Genomic DNA, 25,897 nt, shown 5'->3' with positions numbered 1-25,897 from the left:
CGCTATAATCGCTGATTGTTCTTGTAAACAGTGAAATCCAACTCTTTGAGCTTTTTTTGAGCTATGTCCGGGTTGTAGTTTGTCACGGTAAATTCTACTGGCAGATTATCGTAGTGGGTTGACGTGGCAAAACAATAAGCCCGGCGAATGACCTCTTTGGGCGGGAACGGATGCCCTTCGATAATTACGGTGCGGGTTCTTGACGCTTTCTTTCCGTCAGCCGGGTTGACCAGTAAATAACGACCTGCTTGCAAGACGTGCTCACACCGAATTTTATCCAGAAACTGTCTCATATACATTAGGCCAACTCATCCGCAACGATTTGTTTTCCTGCAAATGCCTCTCGCAAGATCACCTGCATCAAACGCCCAACCTCAGCCTGTTGCTGCTTGTTTTCGATTTCTGATACGTTTTTTTTCATTTCCTGAAGCCGGAGGTGTGGATCAATAGAAGGCTACAGTATAAGGAGATATAAACCAGAATATAATGGCTTAGTATCAATATATCCATACCAGTAAACAAGATACTATGGTCTGATTAAAACATAAGGATGCAAGCTAACAGATTTGAAAGTGGGTTAGATGTATTGCAACCTGTATGGCAAGTACATAAAAAAAGCACTTACGCATTAAACGTAAGTGCTTGATTTTCAATGAGCCAGTGGAGGGATTCGAACCCCCGACGCGCTTTCGCATCCTGATTACAAATCAGTTTCCATAGCAAAACAGGACAAAACACACCAAAGCAAAAACCTGCTTATATGCGCTTTTAAGGCCTATTACTATAAAAATTTTTCGTCCTATTTCTGGCAATTACGGAAGCTTGTATGCAAATTTGTATGCAAACGAGACAGATGCCTGACACAGCGTTCGGCATGCCTGATTCGTAGTAGTTAGCCATACAATGAGCGCAACAGCCAACTTCTATTTTGATACCCGCAGGCAGAAACAGGATGGAACCTTCCCGGTGAAGTTGCGCATCACCTACCAGCGTCAGCAGCGATACTACCCTACGGAGATTAACCTGACTCAAGAGCAATGGACGAAAGTTAGTTCACTCAAGCCTCGGGAGGATTTCATCAAAGATACCAAGGCTATGCTGGGAGCCATTATCCGACGGGCAGAACGAGTAATCTCAGCCCTACCAGTTTTTAGTTTTGAAGAATTTGAAAAGCGCTATAGCACTAGTAGCCCCAACGACCGTCCCGACAATGTAGTGATCGTTTTTGAGCAGTACCTGCAAGCGCTTAACGAAGAAGGACGAGCGGGCACGGCTAACAGCTATAAAGATGGCTTGACAGCGGTTAAAGCTTACCATAACAGTAAGAAGCCCCTCCCCTTCTCGGCCATTACACCCGTCTGGTTAAAGGGCTTCGAGCAATGGATGACGGGCAAAGGACGCTCTCTAACTACAGTTGGCATCTATCTCCGTAGCCTGAGAACCATCTACAACCGGGCTATCGAAGACGGTATCATCGACCGGGATGCTTATCCATTTTCCAAACGCCGGTACCAGATACCTTCAGGCCGAAATATTAAAAAAGCACTGACGCTTTCTGACATCGAAAAGATTTACAACTACCCGGCTGAGGAAGGCAGCAGTGAGGAGCGTTACCGCGACTTTTGGCTATTCTCCTACCTGTGTAATGGCATGAATCCGAAAGATATTGGTCGGTTAACGTATAGCCAGATCGATGGTAATTATATTCGGTTTGTACGGGCGAAAACGGAACGTACAAAACGGGATGCTCTACCAATCAGCATTCCTCTAACCGAAGAAGTACGAGCTATTATTGACCGCTGGGGTCAACGACCTATCAAGCCCAATCAATATGTGTTTTCGATCCTGACCCCTGGCCTGACACCCCAGCAGGAAGTAGGCAAGATCCGGCAGTTCGTCAAGATGACCAATATCTATATCCGGCAGATAGCCAAAGCGGTTGGGTTGGAGAAGGATATAACTACTTACACAGCCCGCCATTCATTTGCTACGATTCTGAAGCGCTCCGGAGCCCCTACCGAATTTATCAGTGAAAGCTTAGGGCATCAAAGTGTAAGTACGACGAAGAATTACCTGGATAGTTTCGAGGACGAAATAAAGCACCAATATGCAAATGCGCTGACATCATTTAAAAAAACAACTTAAAATGGAAGTGAAATATTTTGATGAGTTTTTAAGCCTGATGCAAGCGTATGTAAAAACACAGCGGTTGTATTATGAACATAAGGGTGATTATAAAAGGCTTAACGGAATGCCTCATAATTTCTCGGAATTGGAACGAATAGTTTCCCGTAAGTTACATGATGAATATACCCGTTTGTTGGATGACCAATGGCAAGGGAGTTTGATTACCTATAATCAGGCGTTTGTAAAATTCGCTAGGCAGTATAATATTGAAATAATAAAGTATTCAGAAAAAGCAACAGAGCAAAACAAAGCTACCAAGGCATATTGTCAAGAAAGGCTATTTCAAATGGTTAATGAAAGTAGTGTAGACCCAGGAAAATATAGACAATATCAAACAGCTTATGAAAACAGTATTGACGCAATGCTATATCGACAAAATCAATCTTTTGTTAATGCTTATAATAAGATAGAAAAGGAACTTAAGCGTTGGACAAAAGACACATTCGGAATTGAAGATAAAATATTAACAGAGAAACCAAATTCTATATCTTTCTCTCCTCCAACAATAAATTTTAACCATGACGCTCAATTGAGGCTTCAACAAGCTCTTAAAGAATTTATAGCTATTGAAGCTCAACGTCTTTACTTAAAAGAATTGTTAGCTGGTAAGGTAGCTTCTGGTACTATTGTCGTCAACCAACAGCAAAATAGCTTGGTATATGTTTTTAGACAAGCGAAAGACGCTGGGCACTGCAATGAAGATAAAACGAAAATCCGAGACTGGCTTTTACATTGGTTTCGCGTATTTGACGGTAAGGAAGTAAAGGCACTAACACCTAGGACTGTTTATGATGCTTTAACGAAAGACACGAAACCGGCTAAAAATAAACGAATACATTACAAGCCTTAAAAATATAATACCGCAGTGCGTACCGCACGTATTGCGGTGCGGTATTTTTCCTCTATTCCTTTGCCATCGGCTTTCATAACCCAGCCGATGTATGACAGTTGATTTTCAGAAACTCCAAAATGAGGTAAGTGAAACGCACCGGCTTGTGCTCTTTCTCCTCGACCGGCTTGATCAGCCCACTCTTTCTACTACGCCTGCGGACGAATTGCTGTCTGTTGGACAGGCCGCGGATTTACTTAATCTGACTTCTGCCACCGTATACGGCATGGTCTATGAGAAGCGAATTCCATTCTGTAAGCCCCCCGGTAGTAGTCGCCTTTACTTTGTGCGGTCCGAACTTCTGGAATGGGTTAGAAATGGCCGAAAAGCAACTGCGGAAGAATTAGATGAGCAAGCTCGTCTCCAATTAGCTACTCGGCTTGATCGTCGTAAACAGTCTAAAAGCCGCAAGGAACCTCAAGCGGTATGATAGTCTCGAACATCTCCTCAGAACGGTCAAATCTGCCACCCGTTTTACTCACTCAAATTGCATCCGAAATCAAGTCGGCTGGCGGCTCAATCTGGTTGCTCCAACGGTTTGACTATGGTTCGCTTCTTCGCGCTGAGTTTGGCAGAAAGCAATTTCGCGTTGTCATTCCGCCACTTACAGCAACTCTCTCCGCTCCTATTCCAGACGAGGGTCACTCCTTGCTTCACGTTGTCAAAGACCTAGCTGCACTTCGCGCCTGGCTCAAAACCGTATGCCTCTCCAATTAGCTAACCCCTAACGCAAAACGGGCCAGCTAGCCGCCACAGCTCTGACCCGTTTTTAACTCTTTCGAAATGACACTCGAAGATACAAAATCGCAAACTTCATTCAAAAGCGGAACGCTCAATTTTTCGTGTAAAGAAAGCTATGTGGCTGACAATTTTCAGTTGACAACACCGAAAGATGTGCTTTCTAATGCAAAAGGCGAAGTGAACCAGCAAAAGATGATGCGCCTTCAAAGTTTACTGGGGGAGGCTCGCAAACAGTTCATTATGAACTCGTTTTCCCTATCGTATCCAGCCGGTATAATAGGTTTAGATGGGAAGATCGAATCCTTTAGTGGACTCATCAGTATTAGTATAAAAGGAACGGCTGACCGATCATTGGCCGACATACGGACGCTGCTAAAGCGGACTCCTTACGTCTACCTGATCAAAAGCAACATTGAAGAAAGTGGCTTATATGTTTGGATGCAGGCGGAAGAAATACCCGTCGATGAAGAACACTACCAAGCTTACTTCAACGCAGCCCTCAGGCTATTAAGAAACGAAGGCATTACCGACAGCGAACTATCACTAGCTGACTCAAATCCATTAGCTCCCTGCTGGGAAGCATACGATGGAGAAATCTGGACTGATTTTTATCCTATTGCTAAAATCTCCCTGGCATTTATCCCTACTAACGAACCTGATACTGAATCGAAACCAAACACCTTTGCTAACTCAACGGACACGATTCTGGACGCTCTACATGCTGAACGGCAAAGAGCGGAGGAAGAGCAGGCTCAAGATGAAGGGGAGGAACCTCAGTCAGAAAATTCGGTCAATGATCCACAAAACATTGGATTACTGACGATTCGTTCGGCCAATGGCTGGATAGAAGAAGCTAAGTCCAAACCGATACCCAAAATGCTATTCGATGAATTCTGGCTTGAGGGTGAAATCTGCATCTTGTTTGCCGAGGCCAATCAGGGTAAAACGATTCTGGCCGTGCAAATATGTGACAGCATTAGTCGGGGCAAGACAATCAAAGGGCTCCGTATGGAAGCCCAAATACAAACTGTTCTCTACTTCGATTTTGAATTATCCTCTAAACAGTTTGAAGCCCGCTACTCCGAAGACTTTACGAATCACCACCGCTGGCATGATAATTTTAAACGGATCGAGATCAATCCAGATGTTGACATTCCTGATGGAAACTCCTTTGAAGATTACCTGAATGAGTCAATGGAAGCAGCTATCCAAACTACCGGTGCCAAGGTCCTCGTCGTTGACAATATCACGTATTTACGAAGCGATACGGAGTCGGCCAAGGACGCTGGGCCACTAATGAAATATCTAAAAACCTTAAAGCAGAAGCATGGCCTTAGTCTATTGATTTTGGCTCACTGCCCCAAGCGAGATGCCTCCCGACCACTAACCCGTAATGACTTACAAGGCTCGGCCCGGTTAAATCAGTTTGCCGATTCGATGATTGCCTTAGGAGCCAGTGCAAAGGATAGTCAACTGAAATATCTTAAGCAGGTCAAGGTTCGATCCACCGCCTACAAGTATGATTCTGATAATGTAATCGTCTGTCAGATTGTCAAACAGAACAGTTTTCTGATGCTCGAACAGCTTCGTTTTTCAGCCGAGTTAGAGCATTTAAAACAGCCCACAGAGAAGGATATAGCCAATCTTCCGGAACAGGTCCAAGCGCTGAAAGATCAGCACAAAACCCAAATGCAGATTGCCGATGAACTAGGTATCTCTCAGCCCAAAGTGAGCCGAATTCTAGCAAAGCTGGCAGCTAATAAATGATATATCCATCCTATTTATTCACTGAATAGGAGTGAATAGAAGTGAATAAAACAGAGCAAATTATTCAGTCTTATTCATCTCTATTCAGTAAATAAAACAAACAAAATACTTTTAAATTACTGATTACCAGCAAGATAACTTGAAAATCTTTTATTCACTATGAATAATGTACTGATGAATAAACCGAGCAAATTATTCACGATGAATAAAGTTTCGCACATATTCAGTCCGCCTAAATCGCCAAATCTCCAAGAGTTGGCAGACCAGTTAGAAGAGGAATGTGGTACGGCCATTCTGGAAGAACTGACTGGCCAAACACTTACCCATAAAAGCCAGCCCGTCCGCTTGTTTGACCAAACAGCCAGGACTGCTGAAGCTTACTATCCAGCAGATGAAAATGAGAAACCCTACATCCAGAATCATCAGGAAGGGAAGCGATGGTATCCGGTCACGGCCTGGATGGCAGCCTACAATGTAGATTGGAAAACGGCAGTACAAGATCTGACGAAGCGGTATTTGGGGGCTGCTTCCTTTTCAGGCAAACGGGCTGTACGCTCAGGACCATCCATCGGTTCAGCCAAAAAGCTACCTGCTAGTTATCACGATCCCGCTTTTGTGGCAGAAACACAAACGGGTTATGAGCGCAACAATTTTGCCATTTACCTCCGACGGCTTTTGGGCGTCCCAGTGGCCGATGAATTACTAGCTCGTTTCCGGGTTGGCACCTGGCCGGGTGGAGTAGCTAAGGAGTGGCAACGGTGTACGGTCTTCTGGCAGATTGATGAGCAGGAAAGGGTTCACGCCGGGAAGATTCTCTACTATAGTCCGGGGGGTAAACGGATGAAAGAGAAGAACCATGACTTTTCCCAACCGGCCTGGGCCCATCGCCTGATTGGCCTAACAGGGTTCCACCTGGAGCAGACACTATTTGGCTTACATCAGTTACGCGATCAATCCGAAACGAAACCCATAGCCATCGTGGAAAGTGAGAAAACAGCCATTGTTTGTACAGCCTTCGAGCCCGGTTTTATCTGGTTAGCCTGTGGGGGGCTGAGCAACTTAAATGCGGAGAAGTGTAAGCCACTGGCCGGACGTCCAATCGTCTTATTCCCGGATTTAGGTGGTCTGGCTTTATGGACTAAGAAGGCGGATGAACTACGACGTTTGGGCTATACCGTTAGCGTCTCCCAGATTTTAGAAAAGCAGGCAACACGACTGGAACGACGCGCGGGTTGGGACTTGGCCGACTACCTGACTCAGCACCGTTGCGACGACACGGGCCGAGTCTTAAATGAGCCAGATGGCTATCCGGCTTTGTGGGATTGCGAGTCACTGAATCCACTACCAACCATCAAGGTACTTTCTCTCACCGATTATTTAAATCAAGCATGATAAACGTAGACAACCCAACCCCTAGTCAGGTGGCTCAGATGGCTGGCGTACAGAAACGTCGATTGGCCGACTTACAGCAATTGCCCCATTGGTCCAACTCACAATTCGAAGAAGTCCTTTTTTGCATGCAGACCTGGAGTGAGGAGCAGCAGGAGTGGATTCATCAGGTTGAGCCGATCTGCCAACTAGCCTTCGATGTCCGGGTACCCAAAGCCTACGCGGACAAACTTGGGCAACTCATCAACCACTGGCGGGATAGTGGCCAGCTTTCAACCACCTCAACTTAGCCGTAATCATGACTGAAATTCAAACGACCTATACCACCGTCCGTAACTACGACGAGCAAACCATTCGTATTCAACGCTATCCCTACAAAAAAGCATGAACAAGCCAAGTATAACCGAGCCCTTCTGGGTACAGGCCACCATCGGAGATTGCCATCCTTTCTTTGCTCAATTGCACCGGCTCTGCTCGAAGGCAACGACCCGTCAACTGCGAAGTATGACCAAACTCCTCACCGCCAAACAGATCATCACGCTGGACGATGCGGATATGTGGGTCGAGAACACAGGCTTTTCAGAGGACGAACGCAAGCTAAAAGATCACCTGGAATCCTTTGCCATTAGCGGCTTTCAGCTGGACTCCTTCCGCACGGCCGATGGCTCAGGCGTCTACTACCGAGACGATCAGTACTGCTTTTCGATGCTGCAAAAAATGGAGGCTGGGTTCATTCCTGCGCCCAATATTGCCCTGGATCGACAGAACACGCCGGTCTATAATCAGGCGGGCCATCTACTGGATGTATTCGTACCGATTTTGCAAGAAGGTGTCCTGGGTATTTCTAAATGAATTGTCCCGGTCCATAAACAGCCCTACCCATGAAACACGCACGTAAACTAAAATCAACCCCCTCACCGGTATGGGTCGAATTTGCTTCCCCCAACCAGCCTACCCATTGGCAACGAGTGAGCCGATTACTCGCCCTGGCCTCAGAGTCCGAACGAATCAACCTCCTGCATAAATTCAGGACGGGCCAGCAAGTTGTGTTTGAGAAATCAGGGATCTGTATACAAACGGCTCCTATGTCAAGCCTTGACCGTAAGCGGCTAACGCACCTGTTGAGCTTTGAGGCCAGCGGGTTTAAGCTGATCGCCTTTGATCAGGGTATGGCACTGTATGGTAAGGGGCTGGAAAGCTATCACTGTATGGCCGAAGCCATCGAGCGCGGCTTCCTCCCAGTGGCGGGTATTCATCTAAACCCAAACAACACCCCCATTTATAATAAGCAGGGTGAGCTGATTAACGTGATGGTGCTGGTGAATCAGGAGCACTCCAGCTTTTATCTCAATCCGACTTTGTCGGGTCAACAGGATTCCGTTACCCCATCAACCTCTTGTGCTCCTATGAAGATGTTCACCTTGTTTTATGCTGATTACCAGTTAGCTCCGGCCTTTGAGGGCCACCACGTTCGCCAGCCTGGAACCGAACCGCATTCGATGTTACCCGAACAGATTTTGTTGCATGCGCCCCTGAATCCCAATACGGCTAAGACTATTCATACCGCAGCCAAAGCCCGTACCGGCCAGCGGGGTTGTGTGTTTTGGGTTGAATGGCAACCTAGCGCCTTACGACGCACCTACTGCGCCTTTGAAAAAAGTGGTGAGGACACTTATCTGTTGGTATTTATTCAGCCCAAACGCGGCCATCAGTACCCTTTCCGCTTAGCCGTGGCTCTGGTAGACGAAGCGTTTCCAATACCGGCCAAACTCTGGGGGATCATCGCAGATCAATTAGCGGCTTTTCCTCCACTTACGCCGAAAAAACAACCAGCCTAATAGTAGACAGCAAATCACATACGAACCCTTTTAACAAATCACCTTGTAAACAACTCCGTAAACAACAACGACTAATGGCAAACCCCTTGAATCAGTACAGTCCCATACAGAGTGCGTTAGCGCTCCTACAACCCACCATCAGCTACGCCCAGAAACGGGCCGATGCTGACCGGAATCTGGCCTTGCAGTCGGCTATGACCCAGCAAAGCCAGCAGCAGGTCGAAATGGCCAAGCAACAGGCACTCCTCCAACAACAGGCACAAGCCCAATTGTTTAACGTACCCTTCTTGCCGAAGGATCATGAACGCTGGCAGCTTCACCTCGACCAGCTGAAAAAGACGATACGCAACCGGGTGGAAAATGATTTTGGTGGGGATCACGAAACCTATGCCAAAACGATGCTCGATCAGGACATTCAAAACTTTGCTTTGGAGGCCCAGCGATCCCCCTTGTACGCCAACGCTTTGCAGCGACGCAGCAACTTCGTGCAGGCCCAGAAGGATGCCGAAAGCGGCAAGATATTTCGCTCAGTACAGTATAAGCTCACTAATGGGCAGACCAAAGTAGCGCCCTGGGAACAGGCGTACCTGGATTTCTCCAACGGTGATACCGAAGAGTTACCATACCAGGGCGCTTTCAAGGTAGATGGCAAATGGCGTAAACACTTTGATGACGTGTACTCGCCACGCGTCGATAAGCTGGGTAAGTTTCGGCCTGACCAGGCGACACCCCAGGAAATAGCGGCAGCCCTGACGGCTACCGAAGGACTCACGGCGCAGGACGCCATGGAGTATTTACAACGTACCGGTCCGATGCTGGCTCCGGTGTATTATAAACATGATGCGGTGAATCCCTTTGAGGCTGAGCGTACCAAACAAGGTTGGGCCAATATCGCCTTAAGCAAAGAGCGCAATCAGATTGCCCGGGATCGCAATGCCATCGCCAAGAATGCTTCGGGACAGGGGGCTGTCAGTGACTGGAATATTACCATGTCGCAGCCTAATATCCGGACTGTAGACCGGTTTGGCAATCCGGGAGCGGTACCCGTATCCGTCTACGATGGCGATATGAAACCGCTGAGTCCCCAGCAGGCGGGCTTTAGCTCGCTGGTAGGCTTTGATGGCGGTCTGATTCGGGATAAACTTCTCTCGATGCTACCGGGTGTAAGGCCCAATAAAGACAAGGCTACCGGTCAGACGGTGTTCAATACCAACTCCCTGGGTAAGGTGCACGTCGTGGTGCCCAATCAGGCGGGCGGTCTGGATGCCCGACAGGCGGATCTATCGGGTCTGAATGTGAAAGTGGTCAGTGTGGGCGATGTGTTTGTGGACGACAGCAAACGCTCCGAACTGGAGAAGACGACGGGCAGCCACCGGGTCAAAGTGCAGGCGGTGGTCCGGCTTTCGTCCGATGAAGCCAAGAAGGCCCGCTCCGGCAAACTCTTTCAGGGAGCGGTACCCTTTCGCAGTGATGGATTGCCCGGCTTCAACTCCGACACACCCACCGGCAAAGGAGCCGCCGTCTTTGTGGGCGAAGTCGATGGCGTCAAATACTACGATGTGCCAGTCTTGATCGACCATAAGCTGACGGCCGCCCAGTACCAGCAGATCAACCAGCGCAACCCCATTTTTAATAAATCCGGCCAGATCGGCGCGACCGAATCCCTCTACGATGGCGGTACGGGTGGCGGCTTATACGATAATGACGACTAGCTCAATCGATTCACCCAACCGTAACCAACACGCTCTAAACAACAACGACTCATGCAACCAGCTCCCTCAAAACCAATACCCAAACTAGCTCCCTTACCCATTCCCGCCGACGTAGCGGCCAAAATGAAAGCCACGGGCGGCAATGACCCAGCGGCTTTTGCCGCCCGGCTCAACGCCATGCCCCGTGACCAGGCCGAAAGCGTCTGGGCCAATACGATTGACTACTACCGAGGCGGCTCCAATACGGTACAGGCCGTTGGTTCGTATCATGTGGGTAAGTCTGGCTACGCCGAGCAAAGGGCTAAACAGACGGGCAATCCCAACTGGACAGCCTTCGATGATCTGGGCGCAAACTTCAAAAACGCTTACGTCGATCTGGCCCAGGGCGTCACCGATGTGATACCCTCCATTGCGGACTTTGCCGTCTCGGCGGTGAGTAACCCGTCTGACACGAGTTGGTATCGCAAATGGGATGATGCCACGGACAAATACTTTGATAAAGCGAAATTCTACGTCAGCCCCGAAGCGCAGGCGGGTATTTACGACGAGAAGACCGGCATCAATACGCGGGCGCTGGCGGCTAGTCTGGGCACAATGGCGGGCTACATTACTTCCACCATGATTCCCCTGGTAGGTCAGGTCGGACGAGCTGGACAGGCAGCGTCAGCGGGCACACTGGCGATGCGAATGCTGACTGACCCGCGCCTGCAATCGGCTGCCATTGGTTTTTTTGAGCAGTTGCCGGGAGCGAAAGAGGCCGCTTTAAGGGCAGGATACTCCCGTAATCAAGCCGCTCTGTGGACGTTGCCGTTTGCCGCTGCCATGTCTGCGCTGGAGTTCAAAGGAGCCGACGCGTTGATGGAAACGCTGAAGCTGGCACCGGGTGAAGCCAGCAGTATCGTGCGTCAACTCTCGAAAGAAGCCGCTGCCGATGGCTTTCAGTCCCTGGCGGGAAAGGAACTCTCGGAAGAAGCGTTCAAAGATGTATTGAACGTAGCGGGTAAGTCCTTTTTTGACCGGCTCAAGCAGCCCGAAGTGCGTAATGTGATCTTAGCGCAAATCAAGTCGGGGGCTAAATCCGAAGCCTTTGAAGAAGGGGCGCAGAGCGTGACTGAATCGGCCATGCAGAAGCTGTTCGATACGTATTACGGGAATGATGCCCTGGGTGGTAAGGGCTTTGATCCGACCCTGCAAAGTGCCTTGATTCAGGCGGCAACGGGAACGGCCATGGGTGGGCTGGCGGGTGGCTTGATGCGGGGCTTCTTTTCGGGAACACCGACCCATATTGGCCAGGAAACTATCTGGGGTAAACTGGATACGGACGTTCGGCAGTTTCAGGCGAAACATCCTGACGTGGATATTCTGGGCGAGAACGAAGGCTTTGCTTCCCCGCGTTCGAGGCTCGGTACGTATAAAATTGCCGCTCAGCTCCACGCCGATGGACAATTGGATGACCGTCAATACGGTCAGGCTTTATCGACACTGGACCGAATGGTAGGTGTGTCATCACGACTGGCTAGAACGAATAGTGATGCATCCACTAGGTTTGCTTTATTCAATCTGGACAATCAACAGCAGCAGTGGGAACAACGCTTGCAAAACGAAGTGCAGGCTCCCATGCAACGACTGACTGAGTTAGCTGATGAGCGATTACCCGGTCAGTGGGTTCCGAAGGATGATTTATCGACGCTCGATCAGGCCGAAGCGCACGATCTGATCCATCAGGAGTTACCGCGTAAAGCGCAGTTAGCTGAAGCCATCAACAACACCATCAAACAGTCGGTGGCGGGGCTGATGAATCCGCAGACCCGAGCGCAAACCTTGAAGTCATACAAGCCTACACTGGAGGCACTGGCCGATCAGTGGGATAATCGCAATTCAATCGAGCCACAACAGCCTTCGGGTCCTGATCAGTTTGCCGAGCACGATGTAGCAGACCTCAGCCAAACAATGGATACGCCCGATGGCCGGTTTGTGCTGGCCAATGGTCCGACTGGCCGTCAGGTACTCAGAGTGGAAACGGCTACCGATGGCGCACAGACTGATGTGACAGAAGACACTGATCCGACGGTGGGACGCTTCAAAGGGTATAAACTCCCCTCGAAGGGACGGCCAAATGTAAGCCTTCATCCCATTGCCGATCAGACCCGGCACGACGAACTGCTTGATGCCTTTGATCGCAATGCGGATGTAGCGGAACCCTACATGAACTGGCGAAGTCGGCTATCCGAAAATTATCAGGACAATGACCTAGATGGCTTGCGCCAAGCCGAAGCCGTTTACCAAAAAGAAGTAAACGAACTACCTAGTGATGCGCCCGATTGGCAGAAACAAGATTTGGCTCGCAAAGGACAGTGGCTCAAGGCTGCAATGGCTTCACAGGCGTCCAATCCATCGGAAGCCGGTTATGGCTGGGCTGATTGGGCAGAGAGCTATTTGGGCGATCAGATGCAGCAAGCCGGTATTACCCGTGATGATCTGGCCGCACTGCCCACCGAATTGCAGTCCAGTGTAACCGGGGCCTTGCAGTCGGGTGATTATGGACAGGCGCAGAACTTAATCAAGCAATCTCAAAACGGGCAAACCAGCCTAGCATTCAATGACTCCTTACCAACCCCCTCAGAGCCGGATACCCTATCTGCTCGGCTTGCAGCAGAAGAAGAACGCGGCAGGCTTATTGAGAATGCAACAAACCTTGCCCCAGACTTACTTGGCGGGCCAGCAATCCTTGACCAAATTGAACAAATTATTAACACCGGAGACATCCCCGCTGATTCCGAACAGCAACTTGTGGACCTGCTTGAGCAAACAACGCGAAGCCTGGATGAAGCATCAGCAATCAACACTGCGCTTACTTGGGCAGAATCCGGCCAGCCTGACGGCCCTGAAGCGGGAACTAGCCAGTCAGAAACGGCAGGCGATCCAACTACCGACCAGTCCACCCAGTCAGCAACAGACGGACGGCCTACGGGCGAACCCGCCAGCCCAGCGCCGGTTGGGACCAGCCCGGATGTGGTAGAGAAGACAAAGAAACGTAGTGGCAACAAGCAGCCTGATGTAATTGAGCGTCAGCCACGGGATTTACACGAAGCGATCCTTTCCTACTTTGCTAAAGGAAACCGGTTGCGCCGATCTGATCTGGCGCAGTATGGTGATCCGAATTTGATGAAAACAGCAAAGGGGGGCAATCCCTATCTGGCCTATACAGCTGGGGATGATAAAGCGCCTTCGCTGGATCTGCTGGCTCGCTCGATTGTTGAAGAGAGCTTGGGGCAGAATATGGACGCTACTGATGAACAGGCGGTGATGCAGCATATTATCGACACCGTGCAGTCGTTCTCGCATAATGGTGGCCCCAAGCAGCAGTTGATCAGTTATCAACAAGAGCAAGTTCAGGCCGAACTAGGCCAATCGGATGCAGTGGTAGCAGATACAACGGCCATGACACCAATCCAGTTGATGGAGCCATTAATGGCGGGCATGGATCAGGCAGGCGTACCCGTCGGCATACAAGACCAACTCATTGACATTGTAGCCGAAAACTACGTTACGGCGGATGGGTTGGACTGGGTGGGTGTCATCCATCTCCTACGAGCAAATGGTATATTTGAGCGTTACCAAGGATTACGCGACACGCTACTGCCCTTGTTGGACGATGTGGCTCAACAAGTACCATTGACTAATAAAGAATATACCGAGTGGTCACAGCTAACATTCGCCGAGCAGGAATCAAGCCGGATGAGTGCTGAAGCCTGGGAACATCTTGGCGAGTTGCAAGCCTTATCAAATGAAGACTATAACCAGTTAACCGACTTATTTTATGGAATCGAATCAAATGCCCCAACAACCACAACAGCCAGAAATACCACTCGATCCACAGACGCAGCCGGATTGGAATCCGAACGTAGTCAAAATGGCTCAGCGAGCGAAGACGCTGGGTTACCTGGCCAGAGAGATGACACGTCGGGAGGAAGCGGGTCAGACACCACCCCTGATAGACTGGAGCCAGACCGAGTAATTGAGTTAAGCCCTGAGCAGCAGGATCGTATTAAGACTATCCATAGTGAATACGAGAACGCTATTGCCCGGCTGACTCAGGAGAACGATCAATTAACCCGTCAGGCCGACAAGCTACGTACCCGCACTCAGACGGAAGAAAGTTATACCAATACCGATCCTTATGTAGATGCGTTAACCAAAGCACAGGCAGCCGCCCAAAAAGCGGTAGCTGTCTATACAAATGGCATATTCCCCCTTCCCAATTCAAGTGATCTGCTGGTAGCAAAGAATGGTCAGCTCGTAGACGTGGGGTATAATGCAGGCAATGGTTTTGTTTCGGCGGGTATTCCCATCGAACAATACTTATCCCGCAATCCAGCAGTTGCCCAAACATACGAGGATCTAAAGGCTAGTGCGGAAAGTCAGCTTTCGGCTATTACCAGCCCGGATGTAGTTGATTTCTTCGCGGGTTTACGGGGCAAAACCAAACAGGAGGCCGATCAGCTAGCCAAGACTAGCCCGCTGCGTCGCCTAATTGAGCCGACCCTGGCCACCGTCAAACGCTCGGATACAGACTCACCACAATCCATTAGTGAAGCGGCTGACATTGCCGATGCGGCTCAGCAGAAGCTGTCTGACATGGAGGCCCAACTAGCCACCAATCAGACTATCATAGCTAATCTGCAAGCCACCCGTGAGCAGGCTGTTGAGTTGGCTCTAGCCGCTCCTGAACAAACTAGCTTATTCACCTCGGAGATTTCCAGTCAGACGATTGATACCGAAAATGAAGCTCTGGCGGTGGAGGAGCTAGCCGACCAGCAGGTAAAAGCACCAACGGAGACTAATGAAGAATTGTCCGCCGAACAGCAAGCCGAAGCCGATGAGACGCTGGAAAAACTGTCTGACTTTGGCCAGAAAATTGGCGCTGCCCGCAAAGACACCGCTGAGCGAGGCTACAAACTGGGCAAGAAAGAAGGTGACAAACAACCGGGTTGGGCCAAGAAATACAAAGTGTTTGCGGGGAAGGACGGCACGTTTGATGTGGCCCAAGTGAATGGGAGCTTCATGCGGACCCTCAAACGGGGCTTTAAAACCGAGCAACAAGCCTACGATTCGATTCCCCTGGTTGAGGTGGCCAGCAATCACCGGGTGTACCAGAAAGCCGAGGGCAACTACGCTATTTACCGGGTGTATAGTAACGGAAAAGTCTGGGATGTGCAGGATGGCTTCCCGACCCGTGAAGCCGCCTTGCAGTACATGGCTGAACACGCTACTGAGATTATTGGCAAAAAGTCCCCCGTCATCGAGCGCCCTCATCTGGATTCCATTCAGCGAACGGGCAAGGATTACCGGAACGGCAAGAATGCCACCCCTCAATTGCTACTCGATACGTTCGGTTTCCGGGGCGGAGAATTTGGTAACTGGCTGGCGGCTGACGAGCGGCAGGAAGTGTTGAACCTGGCCTATGATGCCTTTATGGACCTGGCCACTGCGTTAGATGTACCGCCACGGGCGCTGAGTCTGGGGGGTGAACTCTCGATTGGATTTGGCAGCCGTGGTAAGGGTTTGTCCGGTGCCGCTGCCCACTATGAAACCAGCCGGGCCGTTATCAACCTCACGAAGGTCAAAGGGGCCGGTTCACTGGCTCACGAGTGGTTCCACGGTCTGGATAATTACCTGGCTAAACAGGATGGCAAAGCCTCATCCCAGCGAAATGAGCAGGGTGTTTTTGACGTACCTAGTAAAGACCGGGTGTACTTTTCACATGGTAAATCGCTGGTTCGCTCCGGGGTTCGAAAAGAACTAGCGGAGGCATTTGAGGCCATCTGGAAAGCCCTATCTACGAAGACGGTGGAGAAAGCGGCTGATGTGAGCAAAACGCAGGATGCGGTTACCCGAACGGGTAAAACGCTGAGTAAGGCGCTAGCTGACCTGCGTAGCACCCTGACCCGTGAGTCGTCGTATGGCCGGAAAAAGAAGCCCGCTACACCCGAGCAGTTAGACCAATTTGACCAGCTAGCCAGTGAGTTAGTGGCTGGCAGTATTGGTGAACGGGCCTGGTACGCCCGCGAGAAATCTCGCTTCAACGGGGATTATTATTATGCTACCGAGAAAGCTTTGTACGATGTGGTCAAAGAAGCCAGGGGTAGTAAAGTGGGCCAGTATGATAACGTCAGCAGTGAATTGGTTCGGTATCAACGGGCACTGACTGAAAATGGACGAGCTGAATCAGGCGCTTTACAGACAGCCAGTGTCAAAACGGATTTTGTGGCCAATGCTCAGAAGTTAGATGCCAGCCGGGCAGCGCCTTATTGGTCTTCTCCGCATGAGCTAATGGCCCGAGCGTTTGAAGCCTTCGTACAGGATAAAATCGCCCAGAAAGGCCAGGCTAGTCAATACCTGATCCACGGCGCAGATAACCTGTTCTACGCCCTTTTTGGGGAAAAGCCATACCCAGAAGGTCAGGAGCGAGTGGATATTACCAACGCGTTTCAGCACCTGTTTGACACCATCGAAGCACAAACCGATGCCAACAATGTCGTAATTTTAACCGAGTCAAACCCGGATTATCATGACCACCTCTCAAAAAGCTACGGTTCGCAGGCTCTCTTCCGGGAAGCGAAACAGCGATTATTTAATGGACTTAAGAATCAGGTACTGGTGGAATCGGTACTTGCAGCTGACGGGGGTACCAATCATCATCGAGGACTTTCCCAGTTACGGGCGCGTATCCAGCAAAGAACGGTTATACAGGGATACCAAGAGTCTGGTTATGTCAACTTTGCGGGCACTCGGGTCCAATCCCACGCCGACCTCGTAGATCTGTTTCAGATTCATCGTTCCCCGTTGATTGAGAAAGGCCACGTAGTGCTTGTCAAAAACGGAGTCATTGTGGGCAACGTCGCTATCACGGCAGGTCTACCAGCCGCTACCAGCCTGGGAACGGGTAGCTACGTTCAGTCGCTGATTGATGCCTACCAGGCCGATGGCTATTACCTGCTGCACAATCACCCCTCGGGCAACCACCAAGTATCTCAGCACGACGTCAACACCACGGCCAAGCTAACCGAGCAAACCAGCGTTCCCATGTTAGGTTCAGTCGTCATTGACACGGATAAATATTCAGTGATTGATCATCTGGGAAATGTCGCTGAACTGGATTACAAAAACCCACCCGCTCAGCTTTATAATGAGCGTATAAACATTAGTGGCAAAAATCCAGCCGCCAATATGTTTCTGGTCGCTAAAGCCCTCTTGAAGGATGCAGACTACGACCATGTGCTGATCGGTATCGATTCTTCCTTTGGGGTAGCAGGATACGATGTGATGGAGGATGTTCATGACCTGTCAGGCCGTAGTCAGCGATTGGGTCAGGCAACGGGAGCCAGCCGGTTTGTACTACTTAGTACGGCCAGTCGAGCGCAGGAAATGCCCTATTTGCCCGCTACGTTTATGGACTACATTGTGGTCGATGAACAGAGCCGGGCGGCAGCCCCAGGCTTTGGCAATGTGAACTACAACCAGGCTGTCGCCTATACCGTCACGGGTGTATCGGGCAGTGCCGTGACGCGGGACTTTACCAACCTGGATGTGCAGGAGGCAGTACCTACCGTTAGTGAGCCGATTGATCAACTCATTTACGGCAATACGCCACTGACTTCCAATCAGCCAACGCGTCCCCTGCTAAACGTGGAAGCCCAGTCGCTAGCGACGCTATCAAGTTTATATGCCCCCAAAAGTGATGCCCGTAAACAGTTGCTGGCTTTGCCGGTCGCCGATATTGCCGCCATATTGAAACGGCAATGGGAACCCGTAATTCGGGAACTACTAGCCCTGGCACCGGAGAGTAAAACCGTTGCTACGCTGCAAAAAGTCAGATCAACCGGAGCCTTGATAAATGCTCAGGGTGAACTGGATAACCAAGCACTATTGGCCCTGGCCGCTGAGCTAAAAGCGGGCAGACCCAAAGGCAGTGAAGCGACCGGACGCCTGCGGGATTTGCTCTGGCAGGGAGGAGTTGGCGGAAGACCCGATGTGTTGACCACGTATACCCAGGCCATCCACAGTAGTGAATATTTAATCATTGACCAGCACGGTCAGTACCAGGCCGCTGATTTAACCAGTGAACAGCAGGACTTAGCGCAGTCCCTTCAGAAGATTGATCCTGAAAACGTATCAGGTCCGGCTAAATATGTTTCGAAATTACTAACATCCAAGTTTGGCTCGAATCTGTTTCTGCCTGAAACCGTAGGACACATTCTATCGGGCAATGCTGGGTCCGCCTTTCGGCAGATTACCAAGACGATCCGTCGGGAGTATGTCGAGCGAGCGGCGGAGGTCACGTTAGTACGCCAACGGCAACTGTCTGACCTAACGAAAAAGCTAGCGGGTTTATCTGTATTTGATGGCAAGGCATCAGCATCGTCCGTTAAAACGTTGGATTTCGAAGGCTGGATTGACGGCAAGAAAATGACGGTTAGTTTACCCGTGGCGGCTTACCTGGATTTATATCGCACGATCAAAACACAATTAGCTTCAGCGGGCAAATCGTCGGCCCTGGCCGAGCTAACGCCAACGGGTAGTCTCGTTCGGCAGCGTGTTGGTCTGGATGCGAACAATCAGGCAGTGACGGGTGAATACGGCTGGGTGTATGTGGACCCCTCGGAGGAAGCGGCTGTACCTAAAACGATTCTTATCAGCGAAGCTACGTTCAATCAGCTTGAAAAGAGGCTGCAAACCGACTACGGGGATGTACTCTCAGCTGTGGAAGACTTCTTTAGCTATTCCGTAGCGAGGGAGTATCTCTCGGAGATCAACACGATTCTGACGGGTGAGCCCTTCGTGCTGGAAGCGGATTATCATCCAACGGCCAAATACACGCCAGCGGGCAAACGCAACAACGTGGGTCAGGGCAGTGCGCTCTTAACCGAAGCCCGCATTTTGCAGACGCGTAAAACGCCCCCGCTCCGAGTTGTTGGCCAGGACGTACTCGCTAGACTGGAGAATTATACCCGGCAGGAGAACACGTTTATTGAATCCGCCGTCACCATCGAGAATCTACGGCGTTGGCGCAATCGGCACGCGGAAACACTGGATAAAACAGCCTGGACGCGGGAGTGGGTAGTGCCCTATTTGGAAGCGCTGGAAGCGGATCTGAATAATCCTTCGGGCAGTCTGGATAAGTCGGATTCCTTCAGTGAATTCAAGATCGCAGGCGTAGATGTGGGGCTCAAAGCCTGGGTAAGGAGACTTACCCGGTCAAACTTCGGGGGTAATCTGACCATGCCGATCAAGCAGCTCTCTACGTATCTGAATTTGTTTCATGCCGGAGTCATCGAGAACCCATTCATCTTACAGGCAGGCAAGGAACTCCTCAGACTCGGTATTGACGCCTACCGGCCTGCCCGGCAGACAGCAGGCAATGATCTATTTGGGAATGAACTGGCCGAAGTGCCGTATCTGAAAGAGATTGCCACCAATCCCTATGCGGCCACGCTGCTGAGTCGGATACTGGGCCAAAACGATACGTATCTGGGTGCGCCATCGGTGGATGATTTCTCAGTCAACGCGAAAGACGCTTCTGTCCAAGCCGTTCGAAAAGGTATTCACGAGGTAGCGGACGTAGCGCTGCGGGGCATGCGAGCCGCTGACCGGGCGAATTTGATCGTTACGTATCTCTCGGCTAAATATCAGGTGCAGGCTGAAATTGCGGCAGGTCGTTTTGGTCAAACCATCCCACTGGATAGTGAAAAAGCCCAACGGCGGATTGCGGATCTGGCGACCGAAGCTATGTACGTGACCAACCAGATGAGTGCCCAGAGTGATCAGACACCGCTGGCGCGTAGTCGAAGTATCTTTTCGATGCTGGTAGGCCTGTATTCGGGCCAGACCCAACGGCTGTTAAACTCGGTGCTTACCTCGGCTGCCGACTACATTCATGCCTCGGATGGAGTGGACAAGCAAAAAGCGTTAGAGCAACTACTCTGGCGGGGAGGCAACATGATTGTATTGAATGCGGTGCTGATGGGGGTGATCAATGCGTTGTGGCGAGGGTTAACCAATGCCCTGACCGGCGAGGAGGATGAAGCCCCGGTCGAATCATTTGCCTGGGATGTGTCCCGGAATTTGCTCACCACGTTTCCCTCGGTGCCGACGGAAGCGTTGGCTGTACTCACCACGCGATTCGACAGTGCTCCCTGGTCAGATGAGTTTTTATCCTACCCAGCGGCTGATTCGTTTGATCGCCTGGTGAAAGGGCTGGAAGCAGGCTACAACTACATGGGCGAGGATGATCCCCAGAAGCAGGCCAAGCAATTGAATGCCATGAGTCAGAACATTGTGAGCAGCACCACCCGGCTGATGGGGGTGCCAAGTGCTTTACCCAAACTGATGCTCAAAGTAGCGCAGGGAAAGAAAGAACCAAAGGCTAGTGAGAGTGCTGAGTTCGTGAATATGGTGCCGTAATCAAAGTGATTATGGTAGATACTTGCCACTTATGCTAATGCCCTACTTGCCAAATAATCCTGGTAAGTAGGGCATATTTTATTTCGTAACAAAATATAAGTAGTAACCCTAAAAAAGACCTTTAGCATCAGTGGGATACGTAAAGCACTGCTTATCTCACCTTGCTACCATTACTTAGCTTTATCGGCTATCATATAGACCTTTTAATGTCATTCAGGTCCTTGCTTTTGTAAAAACGTAAACATACCTAATCACAGAAAACAATGGGATTTTTTGATTTTTTGAAGAAGAAGGAACTTGAAGAGATTGAAAATCTCAAATCACAACTTAGCCGTTATCAAGCAATTATTGATGTAGAAGCGGAAGTAATTAAACAACAAAATGAGTTGGAGCAGCTAATTGGCGCAAAAAACGCCGAGATAATATCTGCCGAAGAAAATCTTAGTGCCTTAAATTCTGACTATAAAGCTGCTTTGGGTACGTATGCCAAACTACGTAAAGAAGTTAGTCTTTTTGAATCTAAGTTAGATTTGATTGAATTTGGGGTATACGAACCGGTGTACGATTTTGAAAAGTCCGATGAGTATAGAGCTGAGCAAAACAGAATTATTGACCGTCAAAAGTCAATGATCAGTGCAGATACGGCTGCTACTTGTAGTACTCAATGGACAGTGGCAGGAAGTGAGGCAAAAGGTAGGGCGGTAGTTAAAGTTTATAAAAAATTGATGCTCAGGGCCTTCAATGGCGAATGTGACGTGATGATTGCCAAAGTAAAATGGAACAACATCAATCAAATGAAGGAGCGTATACAAAAGCTATTCGATGCCATAAATAAATTAGGAGAGGGGTTCAATGTTTATATAAATAGGCCATACCTTGATTTAAAGGTAAAAGAACTCGTCTTGGAACATGAGTATCAACTTAAAAGGCAGCAGGAGAAAGAAGCCATGAGGGCCATTCAGGAGGAATTGCGCGAAGAAGAGAAAGCAAGAAGAGAATTTGAACAGGCACAGAGGGAGGCGGAAAAAGAAGAAGCGAATTATCAAAAAGCGTTAGAAAAGGCCAGAAGAGAATTTGAATTGTCAACAGGTGACAAATACGACAAGCTGCAATCTCAAATTATAAGCCTGGAACAGGCGCTCAGAGATGCACAAGAAAAAAAGGAGCGAGCATTATCGATGGCCCAGCAAACGAAACGTGGGCACGTTTACGTGATTTCAAATATTGGTTCCTTTGGAGAAAACGTCTATAAAATTGGCATGACAAGGCGCTTAGAGCCATTGGACCGAGTTCGAGAGTTAGGCGATGCTTCTGTCCCATTCCAGTTCGATATTCATGCTATGATCTATTCTGATGAGGCACGGACGCTCGAAAATGGATTACATAAAGCCTTTTCCGATAAAAAGGTAAACATGCTGAATTACCGGAAAGAGTTCTTCAACGTCTCGCTGGATGAAATTGAGGGGAAAATTAAAGAGTTAGGATTCGAGGGCGAATTCATCAAATTGCCCGAAGCAATGGAATACAGAGAGACATTAGCAATTATTGACAAGTTAAACTCTCAGGTAGAACCCATGAGTGTTGAGCAGATTATTGCAGAGGAGTTTCCAAGTAGTTTAGTCTGATGTCAACTCATAATCAATGGTACTTATGCGACTATTCCTTTTTTTATAAACTCCTATGACCGAATATCAAACTCCCAAAGACCGAGCGTACACGGATACTCTCATTAAATCGGCACCCAAAGAGGCTGCCGCCTTCCTTAATCTCAAACATACTGCCGAACGGAAGGATGGTGTCATTCCTATCAAATATCGGGAACTGATGTCCGTGGCAGTTGCGCTGACCACGCAATGCGCCTACTGCATCGAATCTCACATCCAGAATGCGGTTCAGGCCGGTGCCACGCGCGAAGAGATTGCTGAAACCGTATTTATTGCGGCAGCACTTCGAGCAGGCGGTGCTGTTGGCAATGGTCTAATGGCCATGCGCCTTTTCGAAGAAGCCAGCACAAGTACCGTTTAGCCCTACTGGATTCCATTTAGTTATCGACTAACCTTACTTCACGTCACAGTATTATTGAGCCGACAAGAAATAACGAGTATTAATGCATCCGTTATTTTAATAATTGCTAAATGGCAACATCATTCGCTAAGATTCACATTGGAAAACCATTAGATGATGGCATCAATGCAGAAGATTTGGTTACCTACTTTGCTGTAGAAAATGACGAATCACTTACGCTTGAATTCAAAAGCTATTACGCCAAAGATAAACTGAGTCTTGATGGGATTTTACGTACAGTTGCAGCATTCCTCAATTCAGAAGGTGGATTATTGGTTTTTGGGGCGCCACACGACATTGCCGTCAATGACCATTATAGAACCGTAAAGGGAGATTTAACACCTATCCCTAGCAGTATCACAACCAAAGACAGTATTATCAGGGCTATTTCTGATAACATATCTTATATGCCCACTGGTATACGTGTCGAATCGGTCTTGATGCCTGGTAGCGGATTTGTTTATCTGATTGAGGTACAGGAAAGCTCGAACAAACCGCATCAATACAAAAAACAATATCCTGTACGGCTGGATGGTCAGAGTGTGGCAGCCCCGCATTATTTGGTTGAAGCATTGTTCAAGCAAGAAAGGGTATCTAATTTATCTCTCGGGATTGATCTATTCCCTGTTGTTGCACTAGCAAACAATACGCTGTATAAATCTATAATCAATGCAGATATGACTATCAATATAGAATCTGCCACACCGTATGATACTGATTCGAACGTCTACTGTTCTATAAACCTTTTGGCAGGCTCAGAAGGGGCTTTTTATCCATTGTATTCAGGACAACGAACAAGCCTTGACGCGAAAACTCTGTTTATTCAGAAAGTAGCAGATATGGTAGCTTACGGTTTACCTGCAAGCGAAAAGATCCGCCTTGAAATTCCAACGATTAAGGGATTTTGTGATAATCCATTTACACGAATACTTATACTATATGGCGCTTCAAACAGACCAACCAAATCTGTAGCTTATGAGATAGAGTACCAACTAAATAGTGAATTCAGCCATTTACAATCAGTAGCAATAATCAGAAAGGAAGAAATCCGAGACTATAAATTTGAATGATTTTTATTTAAGCTGAAGACCATCCCTATTCATCCCCTATTCATCCATCCTTTCTCCCCTTCCCACATTGATCCCCCTTTCAACTCCATAACTTCCCAGTATTCCCATTAAAACTACCCGCCCTGCTACAATCTACATACTGTATATTTATTGTCACACATTGAGACAATAGAAGACAAATACAACTAAAAATGGTAGTACAATCTATACATGGTATAATACAGTCTTTCTTTAGTACCTACATATAGTGAATAGCAGAAGGGCAGTAGATTCTATGTAAAGGGTCGATAAGGCGATTCGACTATTCACTATCGGTTTTAAATAAGGGACTCCTTCCCCCTGCATATACTGACGATATAGTGGCAGAGCGGGACTCCAAGCTATATAAAAACATACCCCCCGGTCCGCTTTTTTTGTCCAGAAATAAACACGGATGTTTTTTTTGCAGGGTTGAAAAGATATACCACCACTTATCAGCCGATATGCTGAAAATACAATGACTTATGGGCTACTAGACAACTCACAAAAACCCAGTAACCATTGGTCTAAAAGATCAGAACTCAAATAACCATTGGTCTATAAGACTATCCACCCGTCTGGGAGCGAAGCCGCGCTGTTTTTTCCCTCGCCCCGGCTACTTTCCAGCGTGGTTGTCTAAGGAATCCCTTATGTATTGATGGTGGGTCTGGCTGTAATTGGATCTTGTTTTGGAACGAATGCTATCGATAGTAATAGATAAGGGGATTGGTATGGCTCTATGTCTTAGCTGTACGTCGCCGGAGTTGGCGTCGTTGAGGATCAAGTAGTTATAATAGATAGCTGTAAACCTCGTCTTGATACGTCACCCAAAACGGGGACGTTGAGAACCAGCTATTTAGCCAACTCAACGTTGAGTTGGCATTGTGAATCAGCTAGTTGAGCCGCGTTCACTGCCTCCGCTTCAAACGTAATCAGTCCAAAAGCGCACGACCGCAGGAGGAGGCAGTGCCGGTGTCACAAGTAGGGTAGTTTGCCTACACATTCAGTTTCTCCGACAATCGCTTAGCAAAATATGACTCCCCAAAGTTGGGGGCACGTAAAGCCATAGATAATTAAGATCAATCTTGAGTGACAAATACCGGCTTTTCCACTTTATACATTGATTTTCAATGGCGTTAGTAATCCTAACGCTATCTCTTTTTAGGACTTCGTTTACAAAAGCATTTTACTTTCAAATTACTGTAATACATCACCCTGCTGGTCGCTAGGGGTAAATAAAATAGAGTATATAGACAACTTACGAATATCATTCCCGGAACGGGAAAATCCCGTAGCGTTGACTTTCAAATGGTTATAGACAAGTTCTCGGTAAAGGCTTAATTGTTTTCCTATAAAAAATATAGAATTGTGTATCAGTACACATTATAATATTTATCTTTAAATAAAAGCAAAATACGTCTATGTCAGAGATTACAGAACGAGTCGGACAACTAATTCGAGAGACACGAAAAGCAAAGGGATTAACCCAAAAGGAGTTAGGGAAAAAGATTGGCGTAGCAGAAGCAACATTAAGTCGTTTCGAAAATGGAAATCAGAACTTAACCTTGGAAACACTACATCGCCTATCTAATGCCTTAGGAGTTAATCTTTCAGTAACTTTTGAATAAATTTTCTCTTCGAACATGTATTTTAATGTAAGTTTCTTAATATTGGTTAGCAATCAGAAATAGAACAGGATAAAGGTTACCTACAAATTTTTCCGCTAGTCGCTAAAGCAAATAGGTAAAACCTCTTGGC

The 25,897-nt window shown here is 48.4% G+C and carries 17 protein-coding genes; 15 read left to right on the top strand and 2 right to left on the bottom strand.

Going from position 1 to position 25,897, the window contains the following annotated elements:
* Nucleotides 1-2 precede the first annotated feature (2 nt).
* Together ACYVEA_RS12805 and ACYVEA_RS12800 are read right to left on the bottom strand one after the other, a co-directional pair.
* Nucleotides 3-293, bottom strand: a complete 291-nt coding sequence (locus tag ACYVEA_RS12805; protein WP_461113816.1) for a hypothetical protein — start codon at nucleotides 291-293, stop codon at nucleotides 3-5.
* Nucleotides 294-298: 5 nt separating this feature from the next.
* Nucleotides 299-421 carry a hypothetical protein gene (locus ACYVEA_RS12800; RefSeq protein WP_461113815.1) on the bottom strand — a complete coding sequence of 41 codons (123 nt, stop codon included), beginning with the start codon at nucleotides 419-421 and terminating at the stop codon, nucleotides 299-301.
* A gap of 482 nt (nucleotides 422-903) precedes the next feature.
* Between ACYVEA_RS12800 and ACYVEA_RS12795 the strand changes: the two genes are divergently transcribed.
* From ACYVEA_RS12795 to ACYVEA_RS12725, 15 genes are all read left to right on the top strand, one after another.
* Nucleotides 904-2,145 (top strand): phage integrase SAM-like domain-containing protein, encoded by a 1,242-nt coding sequence (locus ACYVEA_RS12795; protein ID WP_461113814.1) that lies wholly within the window; start codon nucleotides 904-906, stop codon nucleotides 2,143-2,145.
* 1 nt (nucleotide 2,146) lies between these two features.
* Nucleotides 2,147-3,037: a hypothetical protein gene (locus ACYVEA_RS12790; RefSeq protein WP_461113813.1), complete on the top strand. Its 891-nt coding sequence runs from the start codon at nucleotides 2,147-2,149 to the stop codon at nucleotides 3,035-3,037.
* A 91-nt stretch (nucleotides 3,038-3,128) separates the two neighbouring features.
* Nucleotides 3,129-3,506 carry a helix-turn-helix transcriptional regulator gene (locus ACYVEA_RS12785; protein ID WP_461113812.1) on the top strand — a complete coding sequence of 126 codons (378 nt, stop codon included), beginning with the start codon at nucleotides 3,129-3,131 and terminating at the stop codon, nucleotides 3,504-3,506.
* Complete coding sequence (locus tag ACYVEA_RS12780) at nucleotides 3,503-3,793, top strand: hypothetical protein (protein WP_461113811.1); 291 nt, start codon at nucleotides 3,503-3,505, stop codon at nucleotides 3,791-3,793. The genes ACYVEA_RS12785 and ACYVEA_RS12780 overlap by 4 nt, the downstream gene beginning before the upstream one ends.
* Before the next feature lie 66 nt (nucleotides 3,794-3,859).
* The gene (locus ACYVEA_RS12775; protein WP_461113810.1) at nucleotides 3,860-5,584 is read left to right on the top strand and encodes an AAA family ATPase; all 1,725 of its coding nucleotides are present in this window, start codon (nucleotides 3,860-3,862) and stop codon (nucleotides 5,582-5,584) included.
* 159 nt (nucleotides 5,585-5,743) lie between these two features.
* A complete protein-coding gene (locus ACYVEA_RS12770) occupies nucleotides 5,744-6,976 on the top strand; it encodes a DUF6371 domain-containing protein (RefSeq protein ID WP_461113809.1) in 1,233 nt (410 codons plus the stop codon).
* Nucleotides 6,973-7,263, top strand: a complete 291-nt coding sequence (locus ACYVEA_RS12765) for a hypothetical protein (protein ID WP_461113808.1) — start codon at nucleotides 6,973-6,975, stop codon at nucleotides 7,261-7,263. Before ACYVEA_RS12770 ends, ACYVEA_RS12765 begins: the two co-directional genes overlap by 4 nt.
* Before the next feature lie 94 nt (nucleotides 7,264-7,357).
* The gene (locus tag ACYVEA_RS12760) at nucleotides 7,358-7,825 is read left to right on the top strand and encodes a hypothetical protein (RefSeq protein WP_461113807.1); all 468 of its coding nucleotides are present in this window, start codon (nucleotides 7,358-7,360) and stop codon (nucleotides 7,823-7,825) included.
* A 29-nt stretch (nucleotides 7,826-7,854) separates the two neighbouring features.
* On the top strand, nucleotides 7,855-8,811 hold the full coding sequence (locus ACYVEA_RS12755; protein ID WP_461113806.1) for a hypothetical protein: 957 nt from the start codon (nucleotides 7,855-7,857) through the stop codon (nucleotides 8,809-8,811).
* Nucleotides 8,812-8,885: 74 nt separating this feature from the next.
* Entirely contained in the window at nucleotides 8,886-10,523 is a 1,638-nt protein-coding gene (locus ACYVEA_RS12750; protein WP_461113805.1) for a hypothetical protein, read from the top strand.
* Between the two features lie 51 nt (nucleotides 10,524-10,574).
* Nucleotides 10,575-20,987 (top strand): LPD1 domain-containing protein, encoded by a 10,413-nt coding sequence (locus tag ACYVEA_RS12745; RefSeq protein WP_461113804.1) that lies wholly within the window; start codon nucleotides 10,575-10,577, stop codon nucleotides 20,985-20,987.
* Between the two features lie 263 nt (nucleotides 20,988-21,250).
* On the top strand, nucleotides 21,251-22,612 hold the full coding sequence (locus ACYVEA_RS12740; protein ID WP_461113803.1) for a DUF4041 domain-containing protein: 1,362 nt from the start codon (nucleotides 21,251-21,253) through the stop codon (nucleotides 22,610-22,612).
* 55 nt (nucleotides 22,613-22,667) lie between these two features.
* A complete protein-coding gene (locus ACYVEA_RS12735; RefSeq protein WP_461113802.1) occupies nucleotides 22,668-23,012 on the top strand; it encodes a carboxymuconolactone decarboxylase family protein in 345 nt (114 codons plus the stop codon).
* A gap of 110 nt (nucleotides 23,013-23,122) precedes the next feature.
* On the top strand, nucleotides 23,123-24,121 hold the full coding sequence (locus ACYVEA_RS12730) for an AlbA family DNA-binding domain-containing protein (protein WP_461113801.1): 999 nt from the start codon (nucleotides 23,123-23,125) through the stop codon (nucleotides 24,119-24,121).
* 1,439 nt (nucleotides 24,122-25,560) lie between these two features.
* Entirely contained in the window at nucleotides 25,561-25,767 is a 207-nt protein-coding gene (locus ACYVEA_RS12725) for a helix-turn-helix domain-containing protein (protein ID WP_461113800.1), read from the top strand.
* Nucleotides 25,768-25,897 lie beyond the last annotated feature (130 nt).

The organism is Spirosoma jeollabukense, assembly GCF_054777855.1.
This window is presented reverse-complemented; position numbering and strand designations above follow the sequence as displayed.